The sequence below is a fragment of the Arthrobacter sp. KNU-44 genome (assembly GCF_051843155.1).
Classification (GTDB): domain Bacteria; phylum Actinomycetota; class Actinomycetes; order Actinomycetales; family Micrococcaceae; genus Arthrobacter.
The window spans coordinates 4,256,790-4,278,947 of the sequence record NZ_JBPXNG010000002.1 but is presented as its reverse complement, the minus strand read 5'-3'; the positions used below and the strand labels follow the sequence as shown (position 1 = coordinate 4,278,947).

Annotated in this window: 18 protein-coding genes; 13 read left to right on the top strand and 5 right to left on the bottom strand. The window is 63.7% G+C overall.

Going from position 1 to position 22,158, the window contains the following annotated elements:
• Positions 1 to 79 precede the first annotated feature (79 nt).
• From ACSVHC_RS21035 to ACSVHC_RS21010, 6 genes are all read left to right on the top strand, one after another.
• Positions 80 to 1,111, top strand: a complete 1,032-nt coding sequence (locus ACSVHC_RS21035; RefSeq protein ID WP_437770172.1) for a LacI family DNA-binding transcriptional regulator — start codon at positions 80 to 82, stop codon at positions 1,109 to 1,111.
• A 201-nt stretch (positions 1,112 to 1,312) separates the two neighbouring features.
• Positions 1,313 to 2,665, top strand: a complete 1,353-nt coding sequence (locus tag ACSVHC_RS21030) for an ABC transporter substrate-binding protein (RefSeq protein ID WP_439181275.1) — start codon at positions 1,313 to 1,315, stop codon at positions 2,663 to 2,665.
• A gap of 79 nt (positions 2,666 to 2,744) precedes the next feature.
• A complete protein-coding gene (locus ACSVHC_RS21025; RefSeq protein ID WP_437770174.1) occupies positions 2,745 to 3,725 on the top strand; it encodes a carbohydrate ABC transporter permease in 981 nt (326 codons plus the stop codon).
• Entirely contained in the window at positions 3,722 to 4,621 is a 900-nt protein-coding gene (locus tag ACSVHC_RS21020; RefSeq protein WP_437770175.1) for a carbohydrate ABC transporter permease, read from the top strand. The genes ACSVHC_RS21025 and ACSVHC_RS21020 overlap by 4 nt, the downstream gene beginning before the upstream one ends.
• A gap of 50 nt (positions 4,622 to 4,671) precedes the next feature.
• On the top strand, positions 4,672 to 6,183 hold the full coding sequence (gene arfA, locus ACSVHC_RS21015; RefSeq protein WP_437770176.1) for an arabinosylfuranosidase ArfA: 1,512 nt from the start codon (positions 4,672 to 4,674) through the stop codon (positions 6,181 to 6,183).
• A 123-nt stretch (positions 6,184 to 6,306) separates the two neighbouring features.
• A complete protein-coding gene (locus ACSVHC_RS21010; RefSeq protein WP_437770177.1) occupies positions 6,307 to 6,501 on the top strand; it encodes a hypothetical protein in 195 nt (64 codons plus the stop codon).
• Positions 6,502 to 7,084: 583 nt separating this feature from the next.
• On the opposite strand, the gene araA is transcribed toward ACSVHC_RS21010, so the two are convergent.
• The 4 genes from araA to ACSVHC_RS20990 all read right to left on the bottom strand — a co-directional run bounded on the left by araA (position 7,085) and on the right by ACSVHC_RS20990 (position 12,225).
• The gene (gene araA / locus ACSVHC_RS21005) at positions 7,085 to 8,605 is read right to left on the bottom strand and encodes an L-arabinose isomerase (RefSeq protein ID WP_439181274.1); all 1,521 of its coding nucleotides are present in this window, start codon (positions 8,603 to 8,605) and stop codon (positions 7,085 to 7,087) included.
• Positions 8,606 to 8,656: 51 nt separating this feature from the next.
• Positions 8,657 to 9,349 carry an L-ribulose-5-phosphate 4-epimerase gene (locus ACSVHC_RS21000; protein ID WP_437770179.1) on the bottom strand — a complete coding sequence of 231 codons (693 nt, stop codon included), beginning with the start codon at positions 9,347 to 9,349 and terminating at the stop codon, positions 8,657 to 8,659.
• Complete coding sequence (gene araB / locus ACSVHC_RS20995) at positions 9,346 to 11,082, bottom strand: ribulokinase (RefSeq protein ID WP_439181272.1); 1,737 nt, start codon at positions 11,080 to 11,082, stop codon at positions 9,346 to 9,348. Before araB ends, ACSVHC_RS21000 begins: the two co-directional genes overlap by 4 nt.
• A gap of 132 nt (positions 11,083 to 11,214) precedes the next feature.
• The gene (locus tag ACSVHC_RS20990; protein ID WP_437770181.1) at positions 11,215 to 12,225 is read right to left on the bottom strand and encodes a LacI family DNA-binding transcriptional regulator; all 1,011 of its coding nucleotides are present in this window, start codon (positions 12,223 to 12,225) and stop codon (positions 11,215 to 11,217) included.
• Between the two features lie 141 nt (positions 12,226 to 12,366).
• On the opposite strand from ACSVHC_RS20990, the gene ACSVHC_RS20985 reads away from it, so the two are divergent.
• The 3 genes from ACSVHC_RS20985 to ACSVHC_RS20975 all read left to right on the top strand — a co-directional run bounded on the left by ACSVHC_RS20985 (position 12,367) and on the right by ACSVHC_RS20975 (position 16,417).
• On the top strand, positions 12,367 to 13,422 hold the full coding sequence (locus ACSVHC_RS20985; RefSeq protein WP_437770182.1) for a zinc-dependent alcohol dehydrogenase family protein: 1,056 nt from the start codon (positions 12,367 to 12,369) through the stop codon (positions 13,420 to 13,422).
• A gap of 110 nt (positions 13,423 to 13,532) precedes the next feature.
• Positions 13,533 to 15,401, top strand: coding sequence for a glycoside hydrolase family 15 protein (locus tag ACSVHC_RS20980; protein ID WP_437770183.1), 1,869 nt, complete (start codon positions 13,533 to 13,535; stop codon positions 15,399 to 15,401).
• Positions 15,402 to 15,418: 17 nt separating this feature from the next.
• Positions 15,419 to 16,417, top strand: a complete 999-nt coding sequence (locus ACSVHC_RS20975) for a zinc-dependent alcohol dehydrogenase family protein (RefSeq protein ID WP_439181271.1) — start codon at positions 15,419 to 15,421, stop codon at positions 16,415 to 16,417.
• Positions 16,418 to 16,540: 123 nt separating this feature from the next.
• On the opposite strand, the gene ACSVHC_RS20970 is transcribed toward ACSVHC_RS20975, so the two are convergent.
• Positions 16,541 to 16,903 carry an SPW repeat protein gene (locus tag ACSVHC_RS20970; protein ID WP_437770185.1) on the bottom strand — a complete coding sequence of 121 codons (363 nt, stop codon included), beginning with the start codon at positions 16,901 to 16,903 and terminating at the stop codon, positions 16,541 to 16,543.
• 413 nt (positions 16,904 to 17,316) lie between these two features.
• On the opposite strand from ACSVHC_RS20970, the gene ACSVHC_RS20965 reads away from it, so the two are divergent.
• The 4 genes from ACSVHC_RS20965 to ACSVHC_RS20950 all read left to right on the top strand — a co-directional run bounded on the left by ACSVHC_RS20965 (position 17,317) and on the right by ACSVHC_RS20950 (position 22,150).
• Positions 17,317 to 18,537, top strand: coding sequence for a sugar ABC transporter substrate-binding protein (locus ACSVHC_RS20965; protein ID WP_437770186.1), 1,221 nt, complete (start codon positions 17,317 to 17,319; stop codon positions 18,535 to 18,537).
• Positions 18,538 to 18,545: 8 nt separating this feature from the next.
• Positions 18,546 to 20,663: an ABC transporter permease subunit gene (locus tag ACSVHC_RS20960; RefSeq protein ID WP_437770187.1), complete on the top strand. Its 2,118-nt coding sequence runs from the start codon at positions 18,546 to 18,548 to the stop codon at positions 20,661 to 20,663.
• A gap of 158 nt (positions 20,664 to 20,821) precedes the next feature.
• Positions 20,822 to 21,274, top strand: a complete 453-nt coding sequence (locus tag ACSVHC_RS20955) for an SRPBCC family protein (RefSeq protein ID WP_437770188.1) — start codon at positions 20,822 to 20,824, stop codon at positions 21,272 to 21,274.
• Positions 21,275 to 22,150: an SDR family oxidoreductase gene (locus ACSVHC_RS20950; RefSeq protein WP_437770189.1), complete on the top strand. Its 876-nt coding sequence runs from the start codon at positions 21,275 to 21,277 to the stop codon at positions 22,148 to 22,150.
• Positions 22,151 to 22,158 lie beyond the last annotated feature (8 nt).

Here is a 22,158-nt window from a genome sequence, read left to right as displayed (position 1 = left end):
CGATTCTCCCCTTCCATTCTTTCCAACGATGTAATCTGCTTGTAAAGCCGAAGCTGACTTGCGTGCGGAAGAAGGAAAAGTGGCAGTTACCATGCGGGATGTGGCCCAGGCGGCCGATGTGTCAATCAAGACGGTGTCGAACGTCATCAATGACCATCCGAACATCAAATCCGAGACGCGCGAGCGGGTATTGCTGGCCATCGAGAAACTTGGCTATCAGCCCAATCTCTCTGCCCGTGGGTTGAGGTCAGGCCGCACGGACGTCATCAGCCTCATCATCCCGGATTTGAAGAACGCATACTTTGCCGAACTTGCCGACGCCGTGATGACGGCCGCCTCAAAGCGCGGGAAGGTCGTGATCATCGAACAAAGCGGGGGCTCGCGGACACGCGAGCTGGAGATCCTCCATGGCCCCCGAATGCGAATGGTCGATGGCGTCTTGTACAGCGTGCTTGGCCTGGGCCAGGAGGACGTGGGCCTCATTGATATTCCGACGCCCATGGTCCTCCTGGGCGAGCGGATTTTTCATGGCCCCACGGACCACGTGACCATGCAAAACATTGAGGCTTCACAAGCAGCTACGGAACACCTCCTGCAGCGCGGACGAACGAAACTACTCGCCTTTGGCGCCCATCGAAATGAAGTCATCGGCTCAGCCGGGCTCCGCCTGGAAGGTTACCGCCGCGCCTTGCGGAACGCGGGGCTGGATTACCGGGACGAACTGGCTATCGACGTCCAGTCGTGGCACCGGTCCGACGGCGCCCAAGCCATGCGGCAGGTCTTGGAGTCCGGGCTCGAGTTCGATGGCGTCGTGGCATTCAACGACTCCATCGCCCTGGGTGCCATGCGTGTCATGCAGGACGCTGGACTGAGAATCCCCGAGGATGTCGCGATCATCGGATTCGACGACATCGACGAGACCCGGTATTCGTTACCAACGTTGTCGACCATAGATCCGGGCCGGCGGGAGATCGCCGAGACCGCCGTCGCGATGCTCCTGGAACGGATCGACGGCGCGGCCGAAGCAACGCCCGCCCGCGAGTTTGAAGCGGATTTCAAGGTCATCAGCCGGCAGTCCACGGCGATCAAGTCCGCCGAAGACTCCGCCTAATTTTTTCTTGACATGTAAGTCGGGTCACATCGTCATGGATTTACAACGATTACTTACATCGATGTAAAAGCTTGGGATTGTCCTCTCGCCCCAACTTCCGAGTCCGTCCGGCCCCCACCAGCATCCATTGGCTGGAGGACGGCCTACCCTCACTGCTCCACCTCCGACGACGACGTCCATGCACGACCGAAGGGAAACTACGTGAACAAGAAAGCAATCGCAGCAGCAGTATCAGCCGCTGCCTTGGCCGCCACAATGGCAGGGTGCAGTGGCGGCGCGGATGCCGCAAGCGCGGGCTCCAACACGACCAATTGCACCAACAAGATCGTCCATGCCGACGCTCCGAAGGTCTCCGTGTGGGCGTGGTACCCGAACATGGCCACGGTCGTGGACAACTTCAACAACTCCCACGCCGATGTCCAGGTCTGCTGGACCGTGGCCGGCCAAGGCGCCCCGGAGTATGCGAAGTTCCAAACCGCTATCCAGGCCGGCAAGGGAGCCCCTGACGTGATCATGCTCGAGGCCGACCAGCTGACGGGTTTTGAATTGCAGAACGCACTTGTCGACCTGAGCAAGTACGGCGCCGGAGACGTCAAGAAGAACTTCAGCGCCGGCTCCTGGAAGGACGTCTCGCAAGGCGATTCGGTCTACGGGATTCCGGTCGACGGCGGGCCCATGGGCATGATCTACCGCAAGGATGTGCTGGACAAGTACGGCATCAAGCCGCCGACGACCTGGGCGGAGTACGAAACGGCCGCGCAAAAGGTCAAGGACGCCGGCGGCCCCGCATTCGGAGATCTTGGCAGCAATGTTCCTGCCGCCCTGACCGCCCTCATGGCCCAAAAGGGCGCCGTTCCCTTCACTTATGACCTGGCGGACCAGAAGAACATCTCCATTCACCTCGACAGCCAGCCGGCCAAGGACGTGCTGAACTACTGGGCCGCGCTCGTGAAGAAGGGTCTGGTGGCCACCCAAGACCAGTTCACCACCGACTACATCTCAGGAATGATCGGCGGCAAGTACGCCACGTACATCTCCGCGGCTTGGGCTCCCGGCTACCTCACCGGATCCGGAGTGGGTAAGGGCACCGAGAAAGGAACATTCGCCGCTGCGCCGCTCCCCCAATGGGATCCAAGCAACCCCGTCTCCGTGAACTGGGGAGGATCCACCTTTGCCGTCACCTCGCAGGCGGGTGACCAGAAGCTCGCCGCCGAAGTCGCCAAGGGCCTCTACGCCGACGACGCCTCCCTCACGGATGGCTGGAAGACCCAGACAATCTTCCCGCTCAACCAAAATGTGCTGAAGTCGGATGCGTTCACCAACAACGCGGTCGATTTCTTTGGCGGGCAGACTGCAAACAAGGACATTTACATCCCGGCCGAAAATGCCTACAAGGGATTCAGTTACAGCCCGTTCAGTGTCTACTACTACGCACAACTGCAGGCCGAGACGGTCAAGATCAACGCCGGCAAAGTCAGCGGGGACGAAGCAGCCACTGAGCTGCAAGGCATCATGGTGAACTACGCGAAGAGCCAAGGGTTCACTGTCAACTGACCACTCCTCCCGTTCCGCCCGGCCCCGCGGCCGGGCGGAACGGGACGGAATCGATCGATAGAAAGTTGCAGGACAGCTCATGGCAGTTCACGGGTCAACGGTGACGTCGTTGCCGCATACTTCCGCACCGGACACGGTGAATCCCCCGCCCACTCCCGAACGCAGAACCCGCAGCGACAAGATGAATGCACGGCGCGCCCGGACCGGCTGGCTCTTCATCGCACCGTTCGGCGTGGTTTTCGTAGCGTTCCTTCTGGCTCCGCTTGCTTACGCCCTCTACCTCAGCCTGTTCACCAAGGGCCTGGCGACAGGTACGCGGTTCAGCGGTTTGGAGAACTATCTCCACGCCTTCTCGGATCCACAGTTCCTCAAGGGCGTCTGGTTCGTGGTTCGCTTCTCCTTGGTCCTTATCCCGGTCCAGATGGCCGTCTCCCTGGCGGCCGCGCTCGTGCTCGATCACCTCACCTCCCGGCTCGCCAGGTTCTCCCGGCTGATGATCTTCCTGCCGTACGCAGTGCCCGCGGTCATCGGCGCCCTGATGTGGGGGTTTCTCTACAGTCCGACATTCGGCCCGCTTGAGCAGCTTTTCTCCTTGTTCCACGCGCCGGCGCCTTTCCTGCTCAGCCAGGACAACGTCTTCTACGGCCTGCTCAACGTTGTGACGTGGCAGTGGGCCGGCTATTACATGATCATCATTTACGCGGCATTGCAGGGAATTGATCCGACGCTGTACGAGGCCGCCAAGATTGATGGCGCGTCCGAAAGGCAAGTTGCTTTTCGCATCAAAATACCCCTCGTTTCTTCGGCGCTGGTGCTCATTCTTATCTTTGCGCTGATCGGGACGCTGCAGTTCTTCTCCGAGCCGCAAATCCTCGGGCCGGTAGCGAACGGCAGCATCACCCCGGATTTCACCCCGAACATCTACGCGTTCAACTTGGCCTTCGGATATGCCCAGTTCAACTACGCCTCGGCCATCTCCTTCTCCCTTGGCATCGTCGTCTTCATCGCGGTGTATATCTTCATGTTCGCGACCCGCAAGAAAGGGAGCAATCTCTCATGAGCACACCGACAACACATCTCCCGGCTACAACCCGGTTGTCGCGGCCCCGTCGCCGCAACGTTGTGGCTCATGTCTTTCTGGGCGTCCTGGTCTTGTATTTCCTGGCTCCCATTTGGTGGCTGTTCGTTGCCAGCACGAAGGATGCACAAGGGCTTTTTGCCGGCTCTTCCGGCGCTATGTGGTTCGACAAGAATTTCAACCTGATCGCAAACATCCAGGAGCTTTTCGCCTACAACGGCGGGGAGTATGTGCAGTGGCTCGGTAATTCGCTGCTCTACGCTGTCAGCGGCGGCTTGGGAGCGACGGCAATCTCGGTCCTGGCCGGTTACGGCTTCGCCAAGTACAAGTTCCGGGGCCGGAACCTTACGTTCGCGTTGCTGCTCGGTGCCGTAATGGTCCCCATGACGGCGCTGGTCATCCCGACATTCATCCTGATGTCCAACCTCAAGCTCACAGATACCGTGTGGGCGGTCATCCTGCCGTCCCTCCTAAGCCCCTTCGGCGTCTACCTGATGCGGGTTTACACCGCAGAAGCCGTGCCTGATGAGTTGCTCGACGCGGCCAGGGTGGACGGAGCCGGCGAACTGCGGACCTTTTTCCAAGTCTCCTTGCCCTTGCTTCGGCCGGCGCTCGTGACTGTCCTCCTGCTTTCCGTCGTCGGGACCTGGAACAACTACTTCCTGCCCTTGGCCATGTTGTCCACGGAGAGGCTCTATCCACTCACGGTGGGCATAGGCCTCTGGGAGCAGCTGGCCTCATCCAACAACGGCGGTGGCCACTCGCTCTGGAGCCTGATTGTGGTCGGTTCGTTCATTTCCATCATTCCCCTCGTGGTGGCATTCCTCACCCTGCAGAAGTACTGGCAGGGTGGCCTGTCTCTCGGCAGCCTCAAATAGGCATTCAAAGCACCCTTTCTCTTCCCGCTACCTCTCACTGAAAGCAGACAATGGTTTCCGCACGCCTTACGATCGACCCACAATTCGCAGTGGGCGCAGTCAATCCCCGCCTCTTCGGTTCGTTTGTTGAACACCTCGGACGCTGTGTCTACGACGGCATCTACGAACCCGCTCACCCCAACGCCGACGCCGACGGTTTCCGCACTGACGTGATTGAGCTCGTCAAGGAACTCGGTGTCTCCACCATCCGCTACCCGGGCGGCAACTTCGTCTCCGGGTTCCGCTGGGAGGACAGTGTTGGACCCAAGGAACACCGCCCCCGCCGCCTCGACCTCGCTTGGCACTCCACCGAAACCAACGAGATCGGCATGCACGAGTTCAGCACATGGCTGGAGAAGGTGGGCAGCGAACTCATGCTGGCCGTCAACCTCGGCACCCGGGGCACGCTGGAAGCTTTGGACCTGTTGGAGTACTCCAACATCCGCTCCGGGACGGAGCTGTCGGACCGCCGCGCCGCTCATGGCCGGGCGGAGCCTTTCGGCGTCAAAATGTGGTGCCTCGGCAATGAAATGGACGGCCCGTGGCAGTTGGGCCATCGCTCCGCTGACGACTACGGCAAAATCGCATCGCAGACCGCGAAGGCAATGCGTCAACTGGATCCTTCAGTTGAACTCGTGGTCTGTGGCTCGTCCAGCGCCCATATGCCCACGTTCGGAGAATGGGAGCGCGTAGTACTCACCCACTCCTACGAGGACGTCGACTACATTTCGTGCCACGCTTACTACGAGGAAAAGAGCGGCGACCTGGACTCGTTCCTTGCCTCCGCTACCGACATGGACCACTTCATTGAATCCGTTGTGGCAACAGCGGACCACGTCAAGGCCGTCAACGGAAGCACGAAAACCATCAACATTTCCTTCGACGAATGGAATGTGTGGTACCTCGAGCGGTTCCATAAGGTCGACAAAATCGAAGGGCTGGACAACTGGCCCAAGGCGCCGCGGTTGCTCGAGGACGCGTATTCCGTGGCCGACGCCGTCGTCTTCGGCAACCTGCTGATCTCATTGCTCAAGCACGCCGACCGTGTCACCTCCGCCTCCCTCGCGCAGCTGGTCAACGTGATCGCTCCCATCATGACCGAACCCGGGGGGCCGGCGTGGAAGCAGACCACCTTCTTCCCGTTCGCGTTGACATCCAAACTGGCCAAGGGAGTCGCCCTGGATGTGAAGCTGGAAGCGGACAGCTACAGCACGGAGGCCTACGGCACCGTCCCGCTCATCGACGCCGTCGCGACCTACGAGGCGGACGCAGCTGCGACGTCGGTCTTCCTAGTCAACCGATCACGGACTGAAGAAGCAACGGTCACCATCGACCTGACGGCGCTTGACGGCGTAATCGTCATGGGTGCCCACACCCTTTCGGACGCGGACGTCTACGCCAAGAACACGCTAGAGGATCGGGACCGCGTGGGCTTGCAGCCGAACAAGAGCGCCGTCGTGCGCAACGGCGTCGTCGAAATCACCCTGCCTCCCGTCTCCTGGACGGCGCTGAACCTCGGCTGACTTTGCTGGATCGGTCAAGTGCCAAGCGACATCCCGGTCCGAAGACCGGGATGTCGCTCCTATTTTGCAGCACCGCGGATTGAACCTCTTTTGGAGACAGCCGCCCGGTGGGACGATTTTGACATGAGCGAAAACGACAACCAAAAGCTCGTGTCCCAGGCTGCCGGCCAGAGCCTTCCCAGGGAAAAGGGAACTTTCGTGGAGGAATACGAACACCCGACCACGCACCAGATGCGCATCATCGGTCAGCGGCGGACCGAGGCGGAAGCCAAGCTTGAGCGGCAACAGCGCAAGGCTCGGGAGAAGTTCCACGAATAAAAGACCCGCTTAGGCAGCCGGAGCCGAGTCGAGGTCTTCGCCGGGTGCCCCCCTGGTGACTGGTAGCTCCAGACGATCCGCGGGCGAAGACTTGAGCCGAGGCCAGCCGCCCGATCGCGCGTCCAACGCAGCGAGCGGGAGCACGCTGTGGACAATGTAGTCGCACGCCGCCGGGCCTATCATCACCAGATCCTCGCATAGTTCTCCGCGGTGTCCGGGAGCGATGCCGGCCGCCCGAAGGCTCGCCCTGAACGTCCTGGCTCTCACAGGTTCCGAAGCCTTAAGTCCGCACCAGCTGATGTACAGACCATACAGTTCTTCGAAGCTGAGGCCGTCCTCTCCGGAACTCCGGGAGACGCACTCATTGAGGAAATTATCCAGCGGTACTTTCGCCATCGTTGCCCCCTGCGCCTTGGCAGCTCACCGGCTGCGTTTCCATAGCTACAGCTAACAATGTGATCCAAAACAAGGAACCTACCTGAATACACAGAAATTTAAGGGCGTCAGTTGCCCTTGTCAACTAGATACTCAGGCGTGAAGGCGCGGCGATGATCCCCGCAGACCAGCCGGAATGCCTCTCCGTTCACAGCCCGCCGGCGAGTTTGTAGTAGGCGGCGTTCCAGGCGAGTTCCTTCTTGAACTGCCGGATGGTGGTGCCGTCGTCGATGGTGAGCAGTTCGGTCCGGGCGATTTCGGCGAAGTCTTCGAACACGTCCATGCCCACCTGGGTGGAGAGCACGGTGTGGTGCGCGGCGCCTGCGGTGAGCCAGGCGGCGGCGGAGGTCGCGAAGTCAGGCTTGGGCGACCAGAGTGCCCGGGCGACCGGGAGGTTGGGCAGCGGTTCGTCGAGGTCGACGACGTCGACGGCGTTCGCCACGAGGCGGAACCGGTCGCGCATGTCCGAGAGCGCGACGACGACGCCGGGCCCGGCGTCGGTGTCGAACACCATCCGGACGGGGTCTTCCTTGCCGCCGATGCCCAGCGGGTGGATCTCCACGCGGGGCCTGGTGGCGGTCAGGGAGGGGCAGACCTCGAGCATGTGCGCGCCGAGGATCTTCTCCTGCCCCGGGGTCAGGTGGTAGGTGTAGTCCTCCATGAGCGAGGCACCGCCGGGGAGCCCGGCGCCCATGACCTTGGCGGCCCGGACCAGGATCGCGGTCTTCCAGTCGCCTTCGGCGCCGAAGCCGTAGCCGTCGGCCATGAGCCGCTGCACGGCCATTCCGGGAAGCTGGCGCAGCGCGCCCAGGTCCTCGAACGACGTCGTGAACGCGGCCGAGCCGTTGGCCTCCAGGAAGGAGCGGAGGCCGAGTTCGATCCGGGCGCTGTAGCGCAGCGAGTCGTGCCGGGCACCGCCGGCACGCAGTTCCGGCGCCACTTCGTAGAGGCGTTCGTACTCCGCGACGAGGGCGTCGACGTCGGACTCCGGCGCTCCGTGGACGGCGTCGGCGAGTTCGTTGACGGGCCAGGTGTTGACCGAGACGCCGAAGCGCAGCTCGGCTTCGGTCTTGTCTCCTTCGGTGACGGCAACGTTGCGCATGTTGTCCCCGAAACGGGTCAGCTTCAGGGTGCGCACGGCGGCCCAGCCGGCCGCGGCGCGCTGCCAGGCACCCACCTGGCGCGTCACCTCGGGGTTGGAGACGTGCCCGACGACGGTCTTCCGCGGCACGCCGAGGCGGGACTGGATGTAGCCGAATTCGCGGTCACCGTGGGCCGCCTGGTTCAGGTTCATGAAATCGAAGTCGATGTCCGCCCACGGCAGGGCCACGTTCGCCTGCGTGTGCAGGTGCAGGAGCGGCTTGCGGAGCAGATCCAGTCCCTGGATCCACATCTTGGCCGGGCTGAAGGTGTGCATCCAAGCCGTCACGCCGATCACGGCGTCGTCCGAGTTCGCTTCCAGCGCGGTGCGCCGGATCGAGTCCGCATCCGTCAGCACGGGCTTCCAGACCAGCTTCACCGGAACAGCGGAGGACCCGTTCAGCGCTGCGGCGATCTCCTGGGACTGCGCGGCGACCTGCTTGAGGACGTCCTCGCCGTAAAGGTGCTGGCTGCCCGTGAGGAACCAGACTTCGTAGTGATCGAGAGACGTGTTGTGGGCGGTGGGCATGGGTTTCTCCTTGAAAAGTTCGTGGGTTGGAAGGCCTGGCGGCAGGCCGCGTCAGCGGCCATAGACGTTCTGGTACCGGTCGTAGAGGGACTCGATCTGGCCCGCGTCGATGGGCAGCGGATCGCCGAGCTGCCGGGAAATGTGGACCGTGCGGGCCACTTCCTCGCACATGACGGCGGCCTTGACGGCGGAGCGGGCGTCCTTGCCGATGGTGAACGGGCCGTGGTTCTGCATCAGGACCGCCGGCGAATGGGAGGCCCTGAGTGTTTCCACGATGCCGCGGCCGATCGAGTCGTCCCCGATCAACGCGAACGGGCCCACCGGGATGGTGCCGCCGAATTCGTCCCCCATCATGGTCAACACGCACGGGATCGCCTCACCGCGCGCGGCCCAGGCCGTCGCGTAGGTCGAGTGCGTATGCACCACGCCCCCGACGTCGGGCATGTTCCGGTAGACGTAGGCGTGCGCGGCGGTGTCCGACGACGGCGACAGTTCCGGGTTGCCCCACTCACCCTCGCGATCGCCCGCAACGGGAACCCCATGGAGGTCGGTGACCACCATGGACTCGGGAGTAAGCTGCTCATAAGAAACCCCGGACGGTTTGATCACCATCAGGTCCTGGCCGGGTACGCGGGCAGAGACATTGCCCGCGGTCCACACCACGAGCTCGTAGCGGGTCAGTTCGGTGTGCAGGGCGCAGACCTCGGCCCGGATCCTGGCAATCGTCTCCAGCAGGGCGCTCATGCGTTGCTTCCTTCCAGAACGGGATCCATTGGCGCGGTTTGGTGTGCCGAGCGTTGCATCTTCTTGAGCCGGTGCATGACCTCGTTCGCTCCCCTGCCGAAGTAGTCGTGGAGGGTCTGGTACTCGGCGAACAGTTCTTCGTAGGCGGCGACCCTTTCCGGGATCGGCGTGTAGACGGCTCCGGGTTCGGATCCCATGGCGGCCGCGGCCGCCCGGATGTCCGGGTACTCCCCCGCGGCGACCGCGGCGTGGATGGCAGAACCCAACGCAGGACCCTGGGCGGAACCGATCGTGGAGAGCGGCAGCCCGGTGATATCGGCGTAGATCTGCATCAGCAGCGTGTTCTTCAGGAGCCCTCCGGCGACGATGAATTCCTTCACCGGCACCCCCGCGTCGCGGAAGGCGTCAACGATAGTGCGGGTGCCGAAGGCCGTGGCCTCCAGCAGCGCCCGATAGATATCTTCCGGGCGGGTCGCCAAGGTCTGGCCGACGATCACTCCGGACAGCTCGTGATCCACCAGGACCGACCGGTTGCCCGAGTGCCAGTCCAGGGCGATGAGTCCGTGTTCACCGATTTCTTGGCGGGCGGCGAGTTCGGTGAGGTACTCGTGGATCCCCAGGCCGAGTTCACCGGCGGCTTCGTGGTATTCGGGCGGCACGCCGTACTTGGTGAACCAGCCGAAGATGTCTCCCACCCCGGACTGGCCTGCTTCGTAACCCCAGAGGCCGTCCACGATCCCGCCGTCGACTACTCCGCACATGCCCGGCACCTCGCGCAGGACATCCGCGTTCATGACATGGCACGTGGAGGTGCCCATGATCGCGACAAGCTGCCCGGGCTCCACGGCCCGGGCAGCCGGCGCGGTGACGTGCGCGTCGACATTCCCGACCGCGACGGCGATGCCCTCGCGCAGGCCGGTCCAGGCGGCGGCCTCGGCCGTCAGGTAGCCGGCGGCATCGCCGAGCCGGCCGATCGTGTGGGCCAGCTTGGTGGACACGAAGTCCTTGAAGTCCGGGTTCAGCGCCGCAAGGAAGTCTTCAGCCGGGTATTTGCCGTCCTGGTAGATGCCCTTGTACCCGGCGGTGCAGGCATTACGCACATAGTTCCCGCACAGCTGCCAGACGATCCAGTCCGCGGCTTCGACCCAGTGGTCCATCTCCGCGTACGCGCCCGGGTCCTCCTCCAGCAACTGGAGGCCTTTGGCGAACTCCCATTCAGAAGAAATGAGCCCACCATAGCGCGGCAGCCAGGCTTCGCCGAGCTCGGCTGCCAAGGCGTTGATGCGGTCCGCCTGCCCCTGGGCAGCGTGGTGCCGCCACAACTTCACATACGCATGCGGCCGGTTGGCGAAGCCGGGAAGTTCGCTGAGCGGAGTGCCGTCGGCCTTCACCGGCACCATGGTGCACGCCGTGAAGTCGGTGGCGATCCCGACGACGGCGGCCGGATCGATCCCGGCGTCGCGCACCGCGGCGGGAACCGCATGACGCAACACCTCGCGGTAGTCCTCCGGCACCTGAAGCGCCCATTCCCCCGGAAGCCGGACGCCTGTGCCATCAGGTCCATCCGCCAGATCGCCGGGCAAAGCCTCGGTGATGACCGCGTGCGGGTAGTCGAACACGCCGCTTCCCAGTTCCTTGCCGTCCCTGACCCGCACCACGACCGCCCTGCCGGAAAGCGTGCCGTAGTCCACGCCGATGACGTAATGTTCCTTGCCGTCCGCTGTGACGCCCATGAAAATCCTCCAATAGCCAGTCCGCAGCCTTGCGGACTCGTCCAATTGTGAGCGCTAACAATTCGCACGTCAAGACAACAGTGTCAAGGCAGCAGCGTCAAGGGCCCACCGCCCACTTGAAACAAAAGGCGATCAGTCGGGGGCGGAAGTACTTTGGCGCACCACCAACTCCGGCTCCACCACGGTGGTGCCGACGCTTTGCCCGTCCTCGATGCCGCCCAGCATGAGGTCCATGCAGCGCCGCCCGAGTTCTTCGAAGTCCTGGCGCACCGTGGTCAGCGGCGGCGTGAAGTAGCCGGATTCGGGTTGGTCATCGAAACCCACCACCGAAACGTCCTCGGGCACGCGGACGCCCGCCTCGCTGAAGGCCCGCAACAGGCCCAGGGCCATCTGGTCATTTCCCACGAAAAGCGCGGTGGCCGTCCTTTCAGCGGCGAGTTTCCTGCCGATGTCGTAGCCGCTGCCGGCACTCCAGTCCCCCACCACCAGCAGATCATCCTCAAGGCCCGCGGCCCGCAACGCCGCGCTCCACCCTTCGGCCCTGGCCACGCCGTCGATCCAATCCTGCGGGCCGGCCACGTGTCCGATCCTGCGATGTCCTTGATCAAGCAGATGCCTCACGGCCAGTTCCGCGCCGCGCTGCTGGTCTACCATCGCTCCGCTGACGAAGGCGTCGCCCATCGATCCGACGGCCACCACGGGAACCCCGGCATTCACTTCCGCCAACGCCAGCAGGGTCTCCGAATGCGGCACGATGACGACGATCCCCTCCACGGACTGGTCCAGGAAATGCCGGACTGCATCAAGAATCGCCTCACGATTGACCGTCCTCAAAGCTGCGATGCTGACGAAATAGCCGGCATCCCTCGCCGCCTGTTCGACGCCCAGCAAGGTGTTCGCCGGACCGTATTGCGCCAGCTCACTGGCCAGGACACCGATGGTCTGGGAGCGACGGGTCACGAGGCTCCGTGCAGCAGTGTTGCGCCGGTAACCCAGTTCGGCGATCGCCGCCTCGACACGCTCACGAGTGCCCTTGCTGACGTTGGGGTGGTCGTTGATCACCCGGGACACGGTCTGGTGCGAGACTCCCGCCCGTTCCGCCACATCCTCAAGCCGTGGCAAGCGCCCGCTGCTTTTTGTCATGGAGCTATTCTGCGCGACTTGGACGCCAAGCAGCGAACGTGGCCGTTGCGAGTCCGGGCTGAGCTACCGGCCAGTACAGGACCATAGGCGCGGCGGGGATAGACTCGATTCAAGCCCACCAACCACCATTTGAGGAGCCCCATGCGCGCCACCATCATCCACGGTCCCGGCGACATCCGTGTTGAAGACCGTAACTTCCCCACGATCCAGCTGCCCACCGACGTCGTTGTCAAAGTCACCGCCTCCTGCGTCTGCGGATCGGATCTGTGGCCGTACCGCGGGGTCAAGCCCACCCACCAGCCTTCGGCCATTGGACACGAATTCATCGGCACGGTGGAAAGCATCGGCGACGACATCACGGGCTTGGCGGTCGGCGACTTCGTCATCGCTCCCTTCCTGGTCAGCTGCGGCGCCTGCCCGCAATGCTTGAACGGCGTCACCGTTGCCTGCGATCATTTGGCAGGTTGGGGCGGCAAAGATGACAGCGGGCACGCGATCGACGGCGGCCAGGGCCAGGCCGTGCGCGTACCGCTCGCCGAGTCGACCCTCGTCAAGGTTCCCGGCGTCACGGAACCCGACGACGCCCTCCGCGCGAGCTTGCTGACGCTTTCCGACGTGATGGCGACCGGCCACCACGCCGCCCTCGCGGCAAAGGTCGGCCCCGGCAGGACGGTCGTCGTCGTCGGCGACGGCGCGGTAGGGCTCTGCGGCGTGCTCGCAGCGAAGCGGCTTGGAGCCGAGAGGATCATCGCGATGTCCCGCCACGCGGACCGCCAGGCGATTGCCCTCGAGTTCGGGGCCACGGACATCGTCGCCGAGCGTGGCGACGACGGAGTGGCCAAGGTCCGTGAGTTGCTGGGAGGCGTTTTGGCCGACTCCGTCCTGGAGTGCGTCGGGACCAAGGAATCCATGGAACAGGCACTGCACAGCGTCCGCCCGGGCGGCGCCCTCGGCTTTGTCGGTGTCCCGACGGGCGGAGCCGAAGCCCCGCTGCGCTACTTGTTCGACACGAACATTTCGATTGCCGGCGGCATGGCTCCGGCTCGCACCTATATCCCGGAACTGCTCGCCGACGTACTCGAGGGAAAGATCAATCCGGGACGGGTCTTCGACACCGTGATGCCGCTCGAGGACGCCCCCGAGGCCTACCGCGCCATGGACGAACGGCGCTCCATCAAGGTCCTGCTCACTCCCTGAGGGCATGGACCCGCAAGCCCCGGGCGGGATGGGGGGACTGTGGCGTGCGCGCGGGAACGGCGGGAGAATCCATATAGGAAGCCTCGCCTGAACCCAAGGGAGTGAACGGAATGATCACTGGTGCCCAAGCGCGTCCGGTGGCTAACCAGGACGGGTATTTGCCCATCGAGGATCACGGACTTATCGGCGATGGGTCCACGTGCGCTTTGGTGGGACGGGACGGCGCAATTACCTGGCTTTGCCTGCCGGAATTCGACAGTCCCCCGTTCCTGGCGGGGATCCTTGACGCGGATTCAGGCGGCCGTTTTGAAATAGCCCCTCTTCGCACTCTGGCATCCTCCCAGCGCTACACCGAGGATTCCTGCGTGCTGGTCACGTCCCTCGTGTCGGATCGCGGCGTGCTGCAGGTGACGGACGGACTTACGCTGCGTGCCGGCGCCGACTTGTCGGAGCCGGTGCCGGCCGGCCGTTCCGAACTCCTGCGGCACGCGCGAGCCGTGGGCGGCGACGTCCCGCTGCGCATCAGCCTGATACCGAAGGCTGGTGTCACCTTTGACGCCCTGGCCACCGGCTGGAGGTTTGATTGGCGGCAGGACGGAGTGCAGGAAGTTTACCTGTGGTCCTCCGTTGAACTGATCCCTGACGGCCGTGGCTTGTCCGCCGAATTGACGCTTCGCGCCGGAGAGACCCTGACCATGGTCCTGCACTGGTCGGGACGGTTCCGGCTTCGTCAGCATCCCGAGAGCAAGAAGCTCATCGACCAGACCGTGTACGCCTGGCGCCGGTGGGCGTCGAGCCTGGACTGCGAAGGCTCCCAAGCGGAGTTGATGAAGCGTTCGGCCCTGACGCTGAAAATGTTGGATCACGCCGAAACGGGGGCCATCCTGGCGGCCGCCACCTCATCCCTGCCTGAGTGGCCAGGGACGTCGCGGAACTGGGACTACAGGTACACGTGGGTCCGCGACGCGTCCTTCTCCAACTATGTGTTCAGGCGCATTGGCGACCCCAGTGATGCGGACGTCTTCCTCGCCTGGGTCCTGACCAACGTTGAGCGGGACGGTGTCCCGCACGTCATGTACGCCTTGGACGGTTCCCAGCCGCCCGAAGAGGTGCAGGATCCACAGTTGAGGGGATACCGCGGCTCGGCCCCGGTCAGGTGGGGAAACGGCGCCCGCCACCAACTTCAGCACGATGTGTACGGTGAAATCGTCGATATCGCATACCAGTGGTCGGGCAGCGGGAAGCGAGTCGATGAGCGGCTCTGGGCCGCACTGATCCCGATCGTGGAAATGGCCATCAGGAACTGGAGGGCTCCGGACTCGGGGCCTTGGGAAATCCGGGACAAAAGCAGGCCCTTCACCTACTCGGCGGCGCTATGTTACGTCGCGATCGACCGCGCCATTCAGATCGCGCGGAGGGACGGGCTTCCCTATCCCAAGCGCCGGTGGGAGGCCACGGCCCGGCGAATCCGGCAGGCTGCCCTGACGCAATCCTGGGATCCACGGCGGCGCACGTTTACCGAGAATCTGGGCGGCCATGGCGGACTGGACGCGTCCTTGTTGACCCTTCCTGTCCGCAACGTCATTGATTTCGACGATCCGCGGATGGTGTCCACTACTCAAGCCATCGCCGCAGAGCTCGACGCCGGCAACGGACTTTTGTTCCGCTACCTGCCAGAGGTTTCTCCCGATGGCCTGCCGGGGAGCGAAGGGGCGTTCCTCCTCTGCAGCTTCTGGTTGGTGGACAACCTGGCCGGACAAGGGCGCGTGGATGAGGCCCACGAACTCTACGAGTCCCTCTGCAGCCGAGCGAATCCACTGGGCCTGCTTCCCGAGCAGATCCACCCGGATACCGGCGAATTCCTCGGGAACTTCCCGCAGGCGTTCAGCCATGTGGGAGTACTGGCCAGCGGCCTGCGTCTGCTGAAAGCCGAGCGGCGGGCCGCGAACGCCGGCTCCACCGCGGAGAAGCAGATCTAGCGGCGGGGCAGGGCCCGATGCGTGCATGGTGGGTCCGGGAACCGGGTCCGATTGAATCCCGGCCGCTTATTTGGGGCGAACGGCCCGATCCGCACCCCGGGCGGCGGGAGCTCCTCGTCCGCGTCCGAACGTGTGGTGTCTGCCGCACGGATCTGCACCTCGCAGAGGGTGACCTTGCGCCGCGGATGCCGAACGTCGTACCCGGCCACGAAGCGGTAGGAATGGTCAGCGAGGCGGGCGAAGGGTGCGTGAGGTTCCGGCGCGGCGACAGGGTCGGAGTGGCCTGGCTCGGCGGAACGTGCGGGACCTGCGCGTATTGCCGCCGTGGCGACGAGAATCTCTGCCTCTCCCCTGTCTTCACCGGATGGGACAGGGACGGCGGCTACGCCGAACAACTCACGATTTCCGAGGATTTCGCCTATGCCATCCCGCCTCAGTTTTCGGACGAGCAGGCGGCCCCTCTCTTGTGCTCCGGCATCATCGGGTACCGGGCCCTCAAACTGGCAGAGCTTCCGCCGGGCGGCCGACTGGGCATCTATGGCTTCGGAGGCTCTGCCCATCTCACGGCACAAATGGCGCGCCACCAAGGAGCGCAGGTCTACGTGATGACCCGTTCGGAGCCTGCCCGCGAACTGGCGCGTGAACTGGGCGCCGTGTTTGCGGGCGACGCGTACGATTCCCCGCCGGACCCACTCGACTCGGCGATACTCTTTGCTCCCGTCGGGGACCTAGTTCCTGTGGCACTCAAGGCGTTGGACCGGGGCGGGACCCTCGCCATTGCAGGCATCCACCTCAGCGACATACCGCCCCTGAACTACTCCTCTGATCTCTTCTACGAGCGCAGGCTTCGCAGTGTCAGCGCCAATACGCGGGCGGACGGAGAGGAGTTCTGGTCCCTGGCCGCGGAAATTCGGCTGGCTCCTACCACGACCGCGTATCCATTGTCTGAGGCCGATAGGGCGTTACGGGATTTGGCCGGCGGCCGCATTACCGGGGCTGCCGTCCTGAAAGCCTGAACTGCGTATGACCTGTGTAGGGTCGGAATACTGAAGCAAGAGACGGCGATCGGCGGGTCCTATGACGGCCCGCCGGTCGGTATTCCCGCTGTTCAGTGTTTCAGCACCTCACGGTTCAGCACTTCAGTGCGAAGGGCTGACCATGTGATGCCGGTGTTCCTCGGTGCTGGGCTTGATCGCCATCGCGGTGACGACGAGCGCCACCAGGCCAGCGATCCAGGATGTCCAGGCGACTCCGGCTTGCATGGAGTAGGAGCCTAGCCACGGAGAAAGGAACAGCAAGGCACCGAATGCTGCCTGCACCCACTCCATGACCGGCGTTCCGGGCATGGCCAGATTGATGACACCGCTAACGATCAGCAAAACGCCGAACACGACCATCAGGGCAGCGGACGAGCCGGCCGCCGTGGTCCAGATGACCGACAGAGCAGCATAGAGACCGGCGATAACCGTGACCCAATCCTGCCATCGCGTCCATTTCTTCATTGAACCCACCTCTGTGATGTGGACTGCATCCCGGGGTACGGAGCATGTACTCCGGTATTGATGTAACAAAATCCGTATGCAGCTACTTCCCGACGAACGCGTACGGGATTAGTCCGCCGTCGTCGAATCCTGCCGCTCACGAAGCCTTGCTAACAGCGGACTTCCGGTCTACAACGTAGTCATAGAGCAACATTGACGAACATGCCCGCCGTCGCCGGCACGTCCGTCCAGAGAGGACCCCGTGATATCGAGTCGCTGGTCATAAAGTCGCAGTCAGCCCAGTGCTGACTTATCGACGTCCGTTGGTGAGAACCGCCGTGGCCTCCGGCGTGGACCTGCGTCCGGCGCCAACGCCCAGGTTCCGGCCCGACCCCGCCAGGTCGCTTGCAGTCGAAACCAATGGAAGGAAAGAAATGTCAACCATGAAGGTCCCGGCACGAAGCGCCGGAACCGCCTTCATTGCAACTCTCGCTATCACGGCGCTCGCCGCCTGCTCGAGCACGAGCACATCGACGACGTCGAGCACCACGAGTCCCGGAGGAGCGGTACCGCAGATCTCCGCGGATGCGTTCACGGCCGATTTCTCGGCAATGAAACAGCTCACCTCCCTCGCATCACAAGGCAAAGGGATGGTCGGCGTGCTGCTGCCGGACACCACCACTTCCGCGCGGTACGTCACCTTCGATGCCCCCTACCTGAAGAAGGCCTTCGAAGCCGCTGGACTCGACTCCTCAAAGTTCAAGATCGACAATGCGCAGGGCAGCGCAAGCACAATGCAGACGCAGGCCGAGGCTGACATCACAGCCGGCGCGTCAGTGCTCCTTGTCGACGCCCTCGACTCCGGCTCCGGCGCGGCCATCGAGGCGGCCGCCAACGCGCGCGGCGTCAAAGTGATCGACTATGACCGGCTCGTCAAAGGCGGGGCGAAGGATCGCACCTACGTCAGCTTCGACAACGTCAAGGTTGGCCAGCTGATCGGCCAGGGCGAGATCACGTGCATCGCAGATTGGAAAGTCACCAAGCCGAACATCCTGGTCATGGATGGCGATCCGACCGACAACAACGCGAAGCTGTTCGCCGAAGGATATAACGGGGTACTCAAGCCGCACTTCGACAACGGCGAGTACGTCAACGTCGGAGAACCCGCCGGCACCTGGACACCCTCCGTGGCACAGACGACGTTCGCCCAGCAATACACCGCCCACCCGAACATCAACGCTGTGGTCACGCCTAACGACGACAACGCCAACGCTGTGATCGCCTACCTGCAGAGCAAGCAAATTCCCGCCAAGACCTTCCCGACCACGGGACAGGATGCGTCATTGTCCGGCCTGCAGAACATCCTGAAGGGATACCAGTGCGGAACGGTGTACAAGCCGATCTACTTTGAGGCCCAGGCGGCCGCCGCGGCAGCCCTCTACCTGCGGGCGGGCGTGACCGTTCCGTCAACCCTTGTCAACGGCAAGACCACGGACGACACCGCGAAGTCCGACGTCGGATCGGTCCTGCTGACCCCGCTGTGGGTGACCACGAAGAACATGGCGGACACCGTCGTCAAGGACGGCGCCGTAACGAGCTCTTCGCTGTGCATCTCGCAAGTGAAGGACGCGTGCACCGCGGCAGGTATCCAGTAGTCCAAACCATGAGTGAGTTGGCAACCCCGGACCCCGCCGACGTCGGGCCCCTGCTTCGGCTGGAGGGCATCGACAAGAACTTCGGGCCGGTGCAGGCACTGGTCGACATTACGCTTGAGGTACCGATCGGCAAGGTGACTGCGCTTGCCGGCGACAACGGCGCGGGCAAATCGGTATTGATCAAATGCGTCGCCGGCATTCACACGCCCGACGACGGGCAGCTGTTTTGGGAGAACCAGCCCGTACGGTTGAACTCGCCGCACGAAGCGGCGGCGCTCGGAATCGAGACTGTCTACCAGGACCTTGCGCTGTGCGACAACCTCGATATCGTGCAGAACCTGTTCCTCGGCCGCGAACGCCTGCGCCACTTTCTCCTCGACGAAGAGAACATGGAGATCGCGGCCCGGGAGACACTCGCGAGCCTGGCCGTGACAACAGTGCGATCGATCCGGCAACCCGTCGCGTCGCTGTCCGGAGGGCAACGCCAGTCCGTGGCCATCGCGAAGTCGGTGCTGTGGAACTCGAAGCTCGTCATCATGGACGAGCCGACCGCGGCCCTCGGCGTCGCCCAGACGGAGGTGGTCCTCCACCTGATCCGCCAGCTCGCCGACCGGGGCGTCGCCGTCATCGTCGTCTCGCACAACATGAACGACGTGTTCGAGGTCGCAGACCGCATCGCCGTGCTCAGGCTCGGGCAGCTTGTGGCCATCCGGCCTGTCACGGAAATGGACCGGCAGATCGTGGTCGACCTGATGACCACGGGGTTCTCCGATCGGGCACGGCCGGAACTCGCGTCGCCACCGCCGTCGGACCGTCAGCTCACCGCCGCAAAGGGTCCGCTCCCTTCCGCGGCAGCCGTGCTCCAGGACGAGCCGACCACGGCAGCCGCCAAGCGGAAGGCCGCATTGGCGTTGAACCCGGACATCACCGCGACGTCGCTCCCCGAATACTTCCGCGCGGCGTTCGCGCGGGTCCGGGGCGGCGAGAGCGGAGTGCTGCCGGTTCTTGCGGGCCTGTTGCTGATCTCGGTGTTGTTCCAATCGTTGAACCCGAACTTCCTGACTGCCGGGAACATGGTGAACCTGCTCATCCAGGGTTCGGTCTTCATGCTGTTGGCGATGGGCCAGGTCTTCGTCCTCCTACTCGGCGAAATCGACTTGTCCATCGGGTACGTCGGTGGTGTGGGCGGCGTCATCATGGCCGAACTCGTCCAGGAGTCCACCGGCTGGCCGTGGTGGGCGGCGATCGCCGTCGGCCTGCTTGGCTGCGCGGGGATCGGGCTGCTTCATGGCACGATCATCACCCGCCTCGGATTGCCGTCGTTCGTCGTGACCCTTGGCGGCCAGCTCGGCTGGCTTGGCGTCATGCTCATCATCCTCGGCAGCGGCGGCGTAGTGCCCATCAACGACAACGTCATCAACAACATCGCGAGCGGCAACCTCAGCCCCGTCACGAGCTGGATCCTCATGCTCGTCGTCGTCGGAGCGTTCAGCGCGTGGACGTGGCTGCGCGACGCCCGCCGGCGCAACACCGGGCTCGTCGCGCCGCCCGCCAGCGTGAGCGCCCTGAAGATCGCGGCCGTGCTCGCCGCCGGGGTTGCCATCGTGTGGCTCTGCAATACGGACCGCGGCATCCTGGTCGAAATCAGTGGCGTTCCGTGGGTCCTTCTCGTGGTGCTCGGAGTCCTCGCCGCATGGACACTGCTGCTTGGGCGAACCCGGTTCGGCCGTTACGTCTACGCCATTGGCGGCAACGCCGAGGCCGCGCGGCGGGGAGGCGTGAACCTTGCCCGCATTCGCACCCTCGCCTTCATCCTCGCTTCCTTCACCGCAGGAATCGGCGGAATCGTCTACGCGTCGCGGCTCCGTTCCGTCTCGACGTCGTACGACGGCGGCACGCTGGTGCTTTATGCCGTGGCGGCAGCGGTCATCGGCGGGACCAGCTTGTTCGGCGGTCGCGGCAAGGTGCTGCACGGCGTCCTGGGCGGACTCGTGATCGCCACAATCGATAACGGAATGGGCTTGCAGGGCTACAGCGCACCGGCAAAGTACGTCGTCACGGCACTGGTTCTCGTCGCGGCCGTGACGATCGACGCAGTCGCGCGCCGCGGGCGCTCCCGGACGTAACCGGCTTTTGGAATGGGCGGGCACGGAAGCAGCTACCTGGCCCGTCTGGACTTGGATAATCAGCAGGCTTAACGTTCAAGAGTGACTGGCTTCCCGGACGGACGGTCCCAGGGGCAATCCCTTCGGCCAGGTCACGCAGGTCCGAGCGAGGAGGAAAGATGCGGAAGGTTGAAGAAACGATTGACGTGGCCGTCCCTGTCCGTACGGCTTACAACCAATGGACGCAGTTTGAGTCCTTTCCCCGATTCATGTCCGGGGTGGAATCCGTAACCCAGTTGAGCGACACGACCAACCACTGGGTCACGAAGGTAGGGGGTGTGGAACTGGCATTCGATACGGAGATAGTCGACCAAGAACCCGACGACCGGATTGCCTGGCGCAGTATTGACGGCAAGTCGCACGCCGGCATCATTAGGTTTTCCCCGCTGGACGCGAACCACACGCACGTCAAAGTCCATTTCGAATGGGAGCCCGAAACCGTCATGGAGAAGGCCGGAGCGGCACTCCAAATTGACGAGATGCAGGTGAAGGCGGACTTGAAGAAATTCAAGGAGTTCATAGAGTCGCGCGGAAACGAAACCGGAGGATGGCGCGGTGAGGTGGAGGAGTAAATGACGGACTCAGGACCAGTGCTTGTGGTCGGGGGCACCGGGATGCTGGGCAGCCAGGTCGTGTCGAGGCTGCTGGCAGGTGGAAAACAAGTCCGTGCCTTGGTGCGGCCGGAATCGGACGCGAGCCGCCTCGAGCAGTTAGGGGCCACGATCGCCCGAGGCGACATGATGGACCCGGAGTCGCTGGTGGAGGCCATGGACGGCGTGGACGCTGTGATCACCTCAGCTGCGGGATACACCCACCATCGGGACGGCGACAGCCCCGTCATCGACACCGTAGGCAACACCAACCTCGTCGATGCCGCCAGCCGCGCCAGTATTCGCAGATTCGTCCTCACCAGTATCCTCACGTGCGATCAAACCCCGGAGGTTCCGCACTTCTGGCACAAGAAACTGACCGAGGATCGCCTGGAAGAACTGGGGGTCCCGTTCGTGGCCCTGCGTCCGGGCGCCTTCCTTGAGCAGATCGCCCGCTTCGGCGACCCTTTCATCGAAGGGCGGCTTACGTGGTTCGGGTCTTCGAGCGTTCCCCTGACCTACGTTCTTGCCAGTGACCTGGCCGGGTACCTCGCGGCGGCAGTCGACGCGAGGGGCGTCGAAGGTCAGCGCATCGACATCGGTTGGGACCGGCCGGTAAGCATTCAGGACATCGCCGATATCTCTGCCCGGATGCTTGGGCGGCAGATTGAGCTCGTCCTCACCCAGATGAACCCGCTCAATCCGATGGCGAAGGACCTCGGGGCGATGATCGACTGGTTCGGGACCGGCCGCTACGTCGCCGATACCTCACGGCAACGCGAAGTCTTCGGCCCACCGCCAACCGCGGAGGACGCCGTCGGGCGCCTGCTCACGAGCCTCGGGCACAAGCTTCACTGAGCCAGCCC

What these genes read in the sequence shown, in the direction of transcription:
- ACSVHC_RS21020 (WP_437770175.1), top strand. Translation starts at nt 3,722, where the DNA reads ATGAGCACACCGACAACACATCTCCCGGCTACAACCCGGTTGTCGCGG.
- ACSVHC_RS20980 (WP_437770183.1), top strand. Translation starts at nt 13,533, where the DNA reads ATGATCACTGGTGCCCAAGCGCGTCCGGTGGCTAACCAGGACGGGTAT.
- ACSVHC_RS20970 (WP_437770185.1), bottom strand. Translation starts at nt 16,903, where the DNA reads ATGAAGAAATGGACGCGATGGCAGGATTGGGTCACGGTTATCGCCGGT.
- ACSVHC_RS21025 (WP_437770174.1), top strand. Translation starts at nt 2,745, where the DNA reads ATGGCAGTTCACGGGTCAACGGTGACGTCGTTGCCGCATACTTCCGCA.
- ACSVHC_RS21000 (WP_437770179.1), bottom strand. Translation starts at nt 9,349, where the DNA reads ATGAGCGCCCTGCTGGAGACGATTGCCAGGATCCGGGCCGAGGTCTGC.
- ACSVHC_RS20965 (WP_437770186.1), top strand. Translation starts at nt 17,317, where the DNA reads ATGTCAACCATGAAGGTCCCGGCACGAAGCGCCGGAACCGCCTTCATT.
- arfA (WP_437770176.1), top strand. Translation starts at nt 4,672, where the DNA reads ATGGTTTCCGCACGCCTTACGATCGACCCACAATTCGCAGTGGGCGCA.
- ACSVHC_RS20990 (WP_437770181.1), bottom strand. Translation starts at nt 12,225, where the DNA reads ATGACAAAAAGCAGCGGGCGCTTGCCACGGCTTGAGGATGTGGCGGAA.
- ACSVHC_RS20955 (WP_437770188.1), top strand. Translation starts at nt 20,822, where the DNA reads ATGCGGAAGGTTGAAGAAACGATTGACGTGGCCGTCCCTGTCCGTACG.
- ACSVHC_RS20975 (WP_439181271.1), top strand. Translation starts at nt 15,419, where the DNA reads ATGCGTGCATGGTGGGTCCGGGAACCGGGTCCGATTGAATCCCGGCCG.
- ACSVHC_RS21010 (WP_437770177.1), top strand. Translation starts at nt 6,307, where the DNA reads ATGAGCGAAAACGACAACCAAAAGCTCGTGTCCCAGGCTGCCGGCCAG.
- araB (WP_439181272.1), bottom strand. Translation starts at nt 11,082, where the DNA reads ATGGGCGTCACAGCGGACGGCAAGGAACATTACGTCATCGGCGTGGAC.
- ACSVHC_RS20985 (WP_437770182.1), top strand. Translation starts at nt 12,367, where the DNA reads ATGCGCGCCACCATCATCCACGGTCCCGGCGACATCCGTGTTGAAGAC.
- ACSVHC_RS20960 (WP_437770187.1), top strand. Translation starts at nt 18,546, where the DNA reads ATGAGTGAGTTGGCAACCCCGGACCCCGCCGACGTCGGGCCCCTGCTT.
- araA (WP_439181274.1), bottom strand. Translation starts at nt 8,605, where the DNA reads ATGCCCACCGCCCACAACACGTCTCTCGATCACTACGAAGTCTGGTTC.
- ACSVHC_RS20950 (WP_437770189.1), top strand. Translation starts at nt 21,275, where the DNA reads ATGACGGACTCAGGACCAGTGCTTGTGGTCGGGGGCACCGGGATGCTG.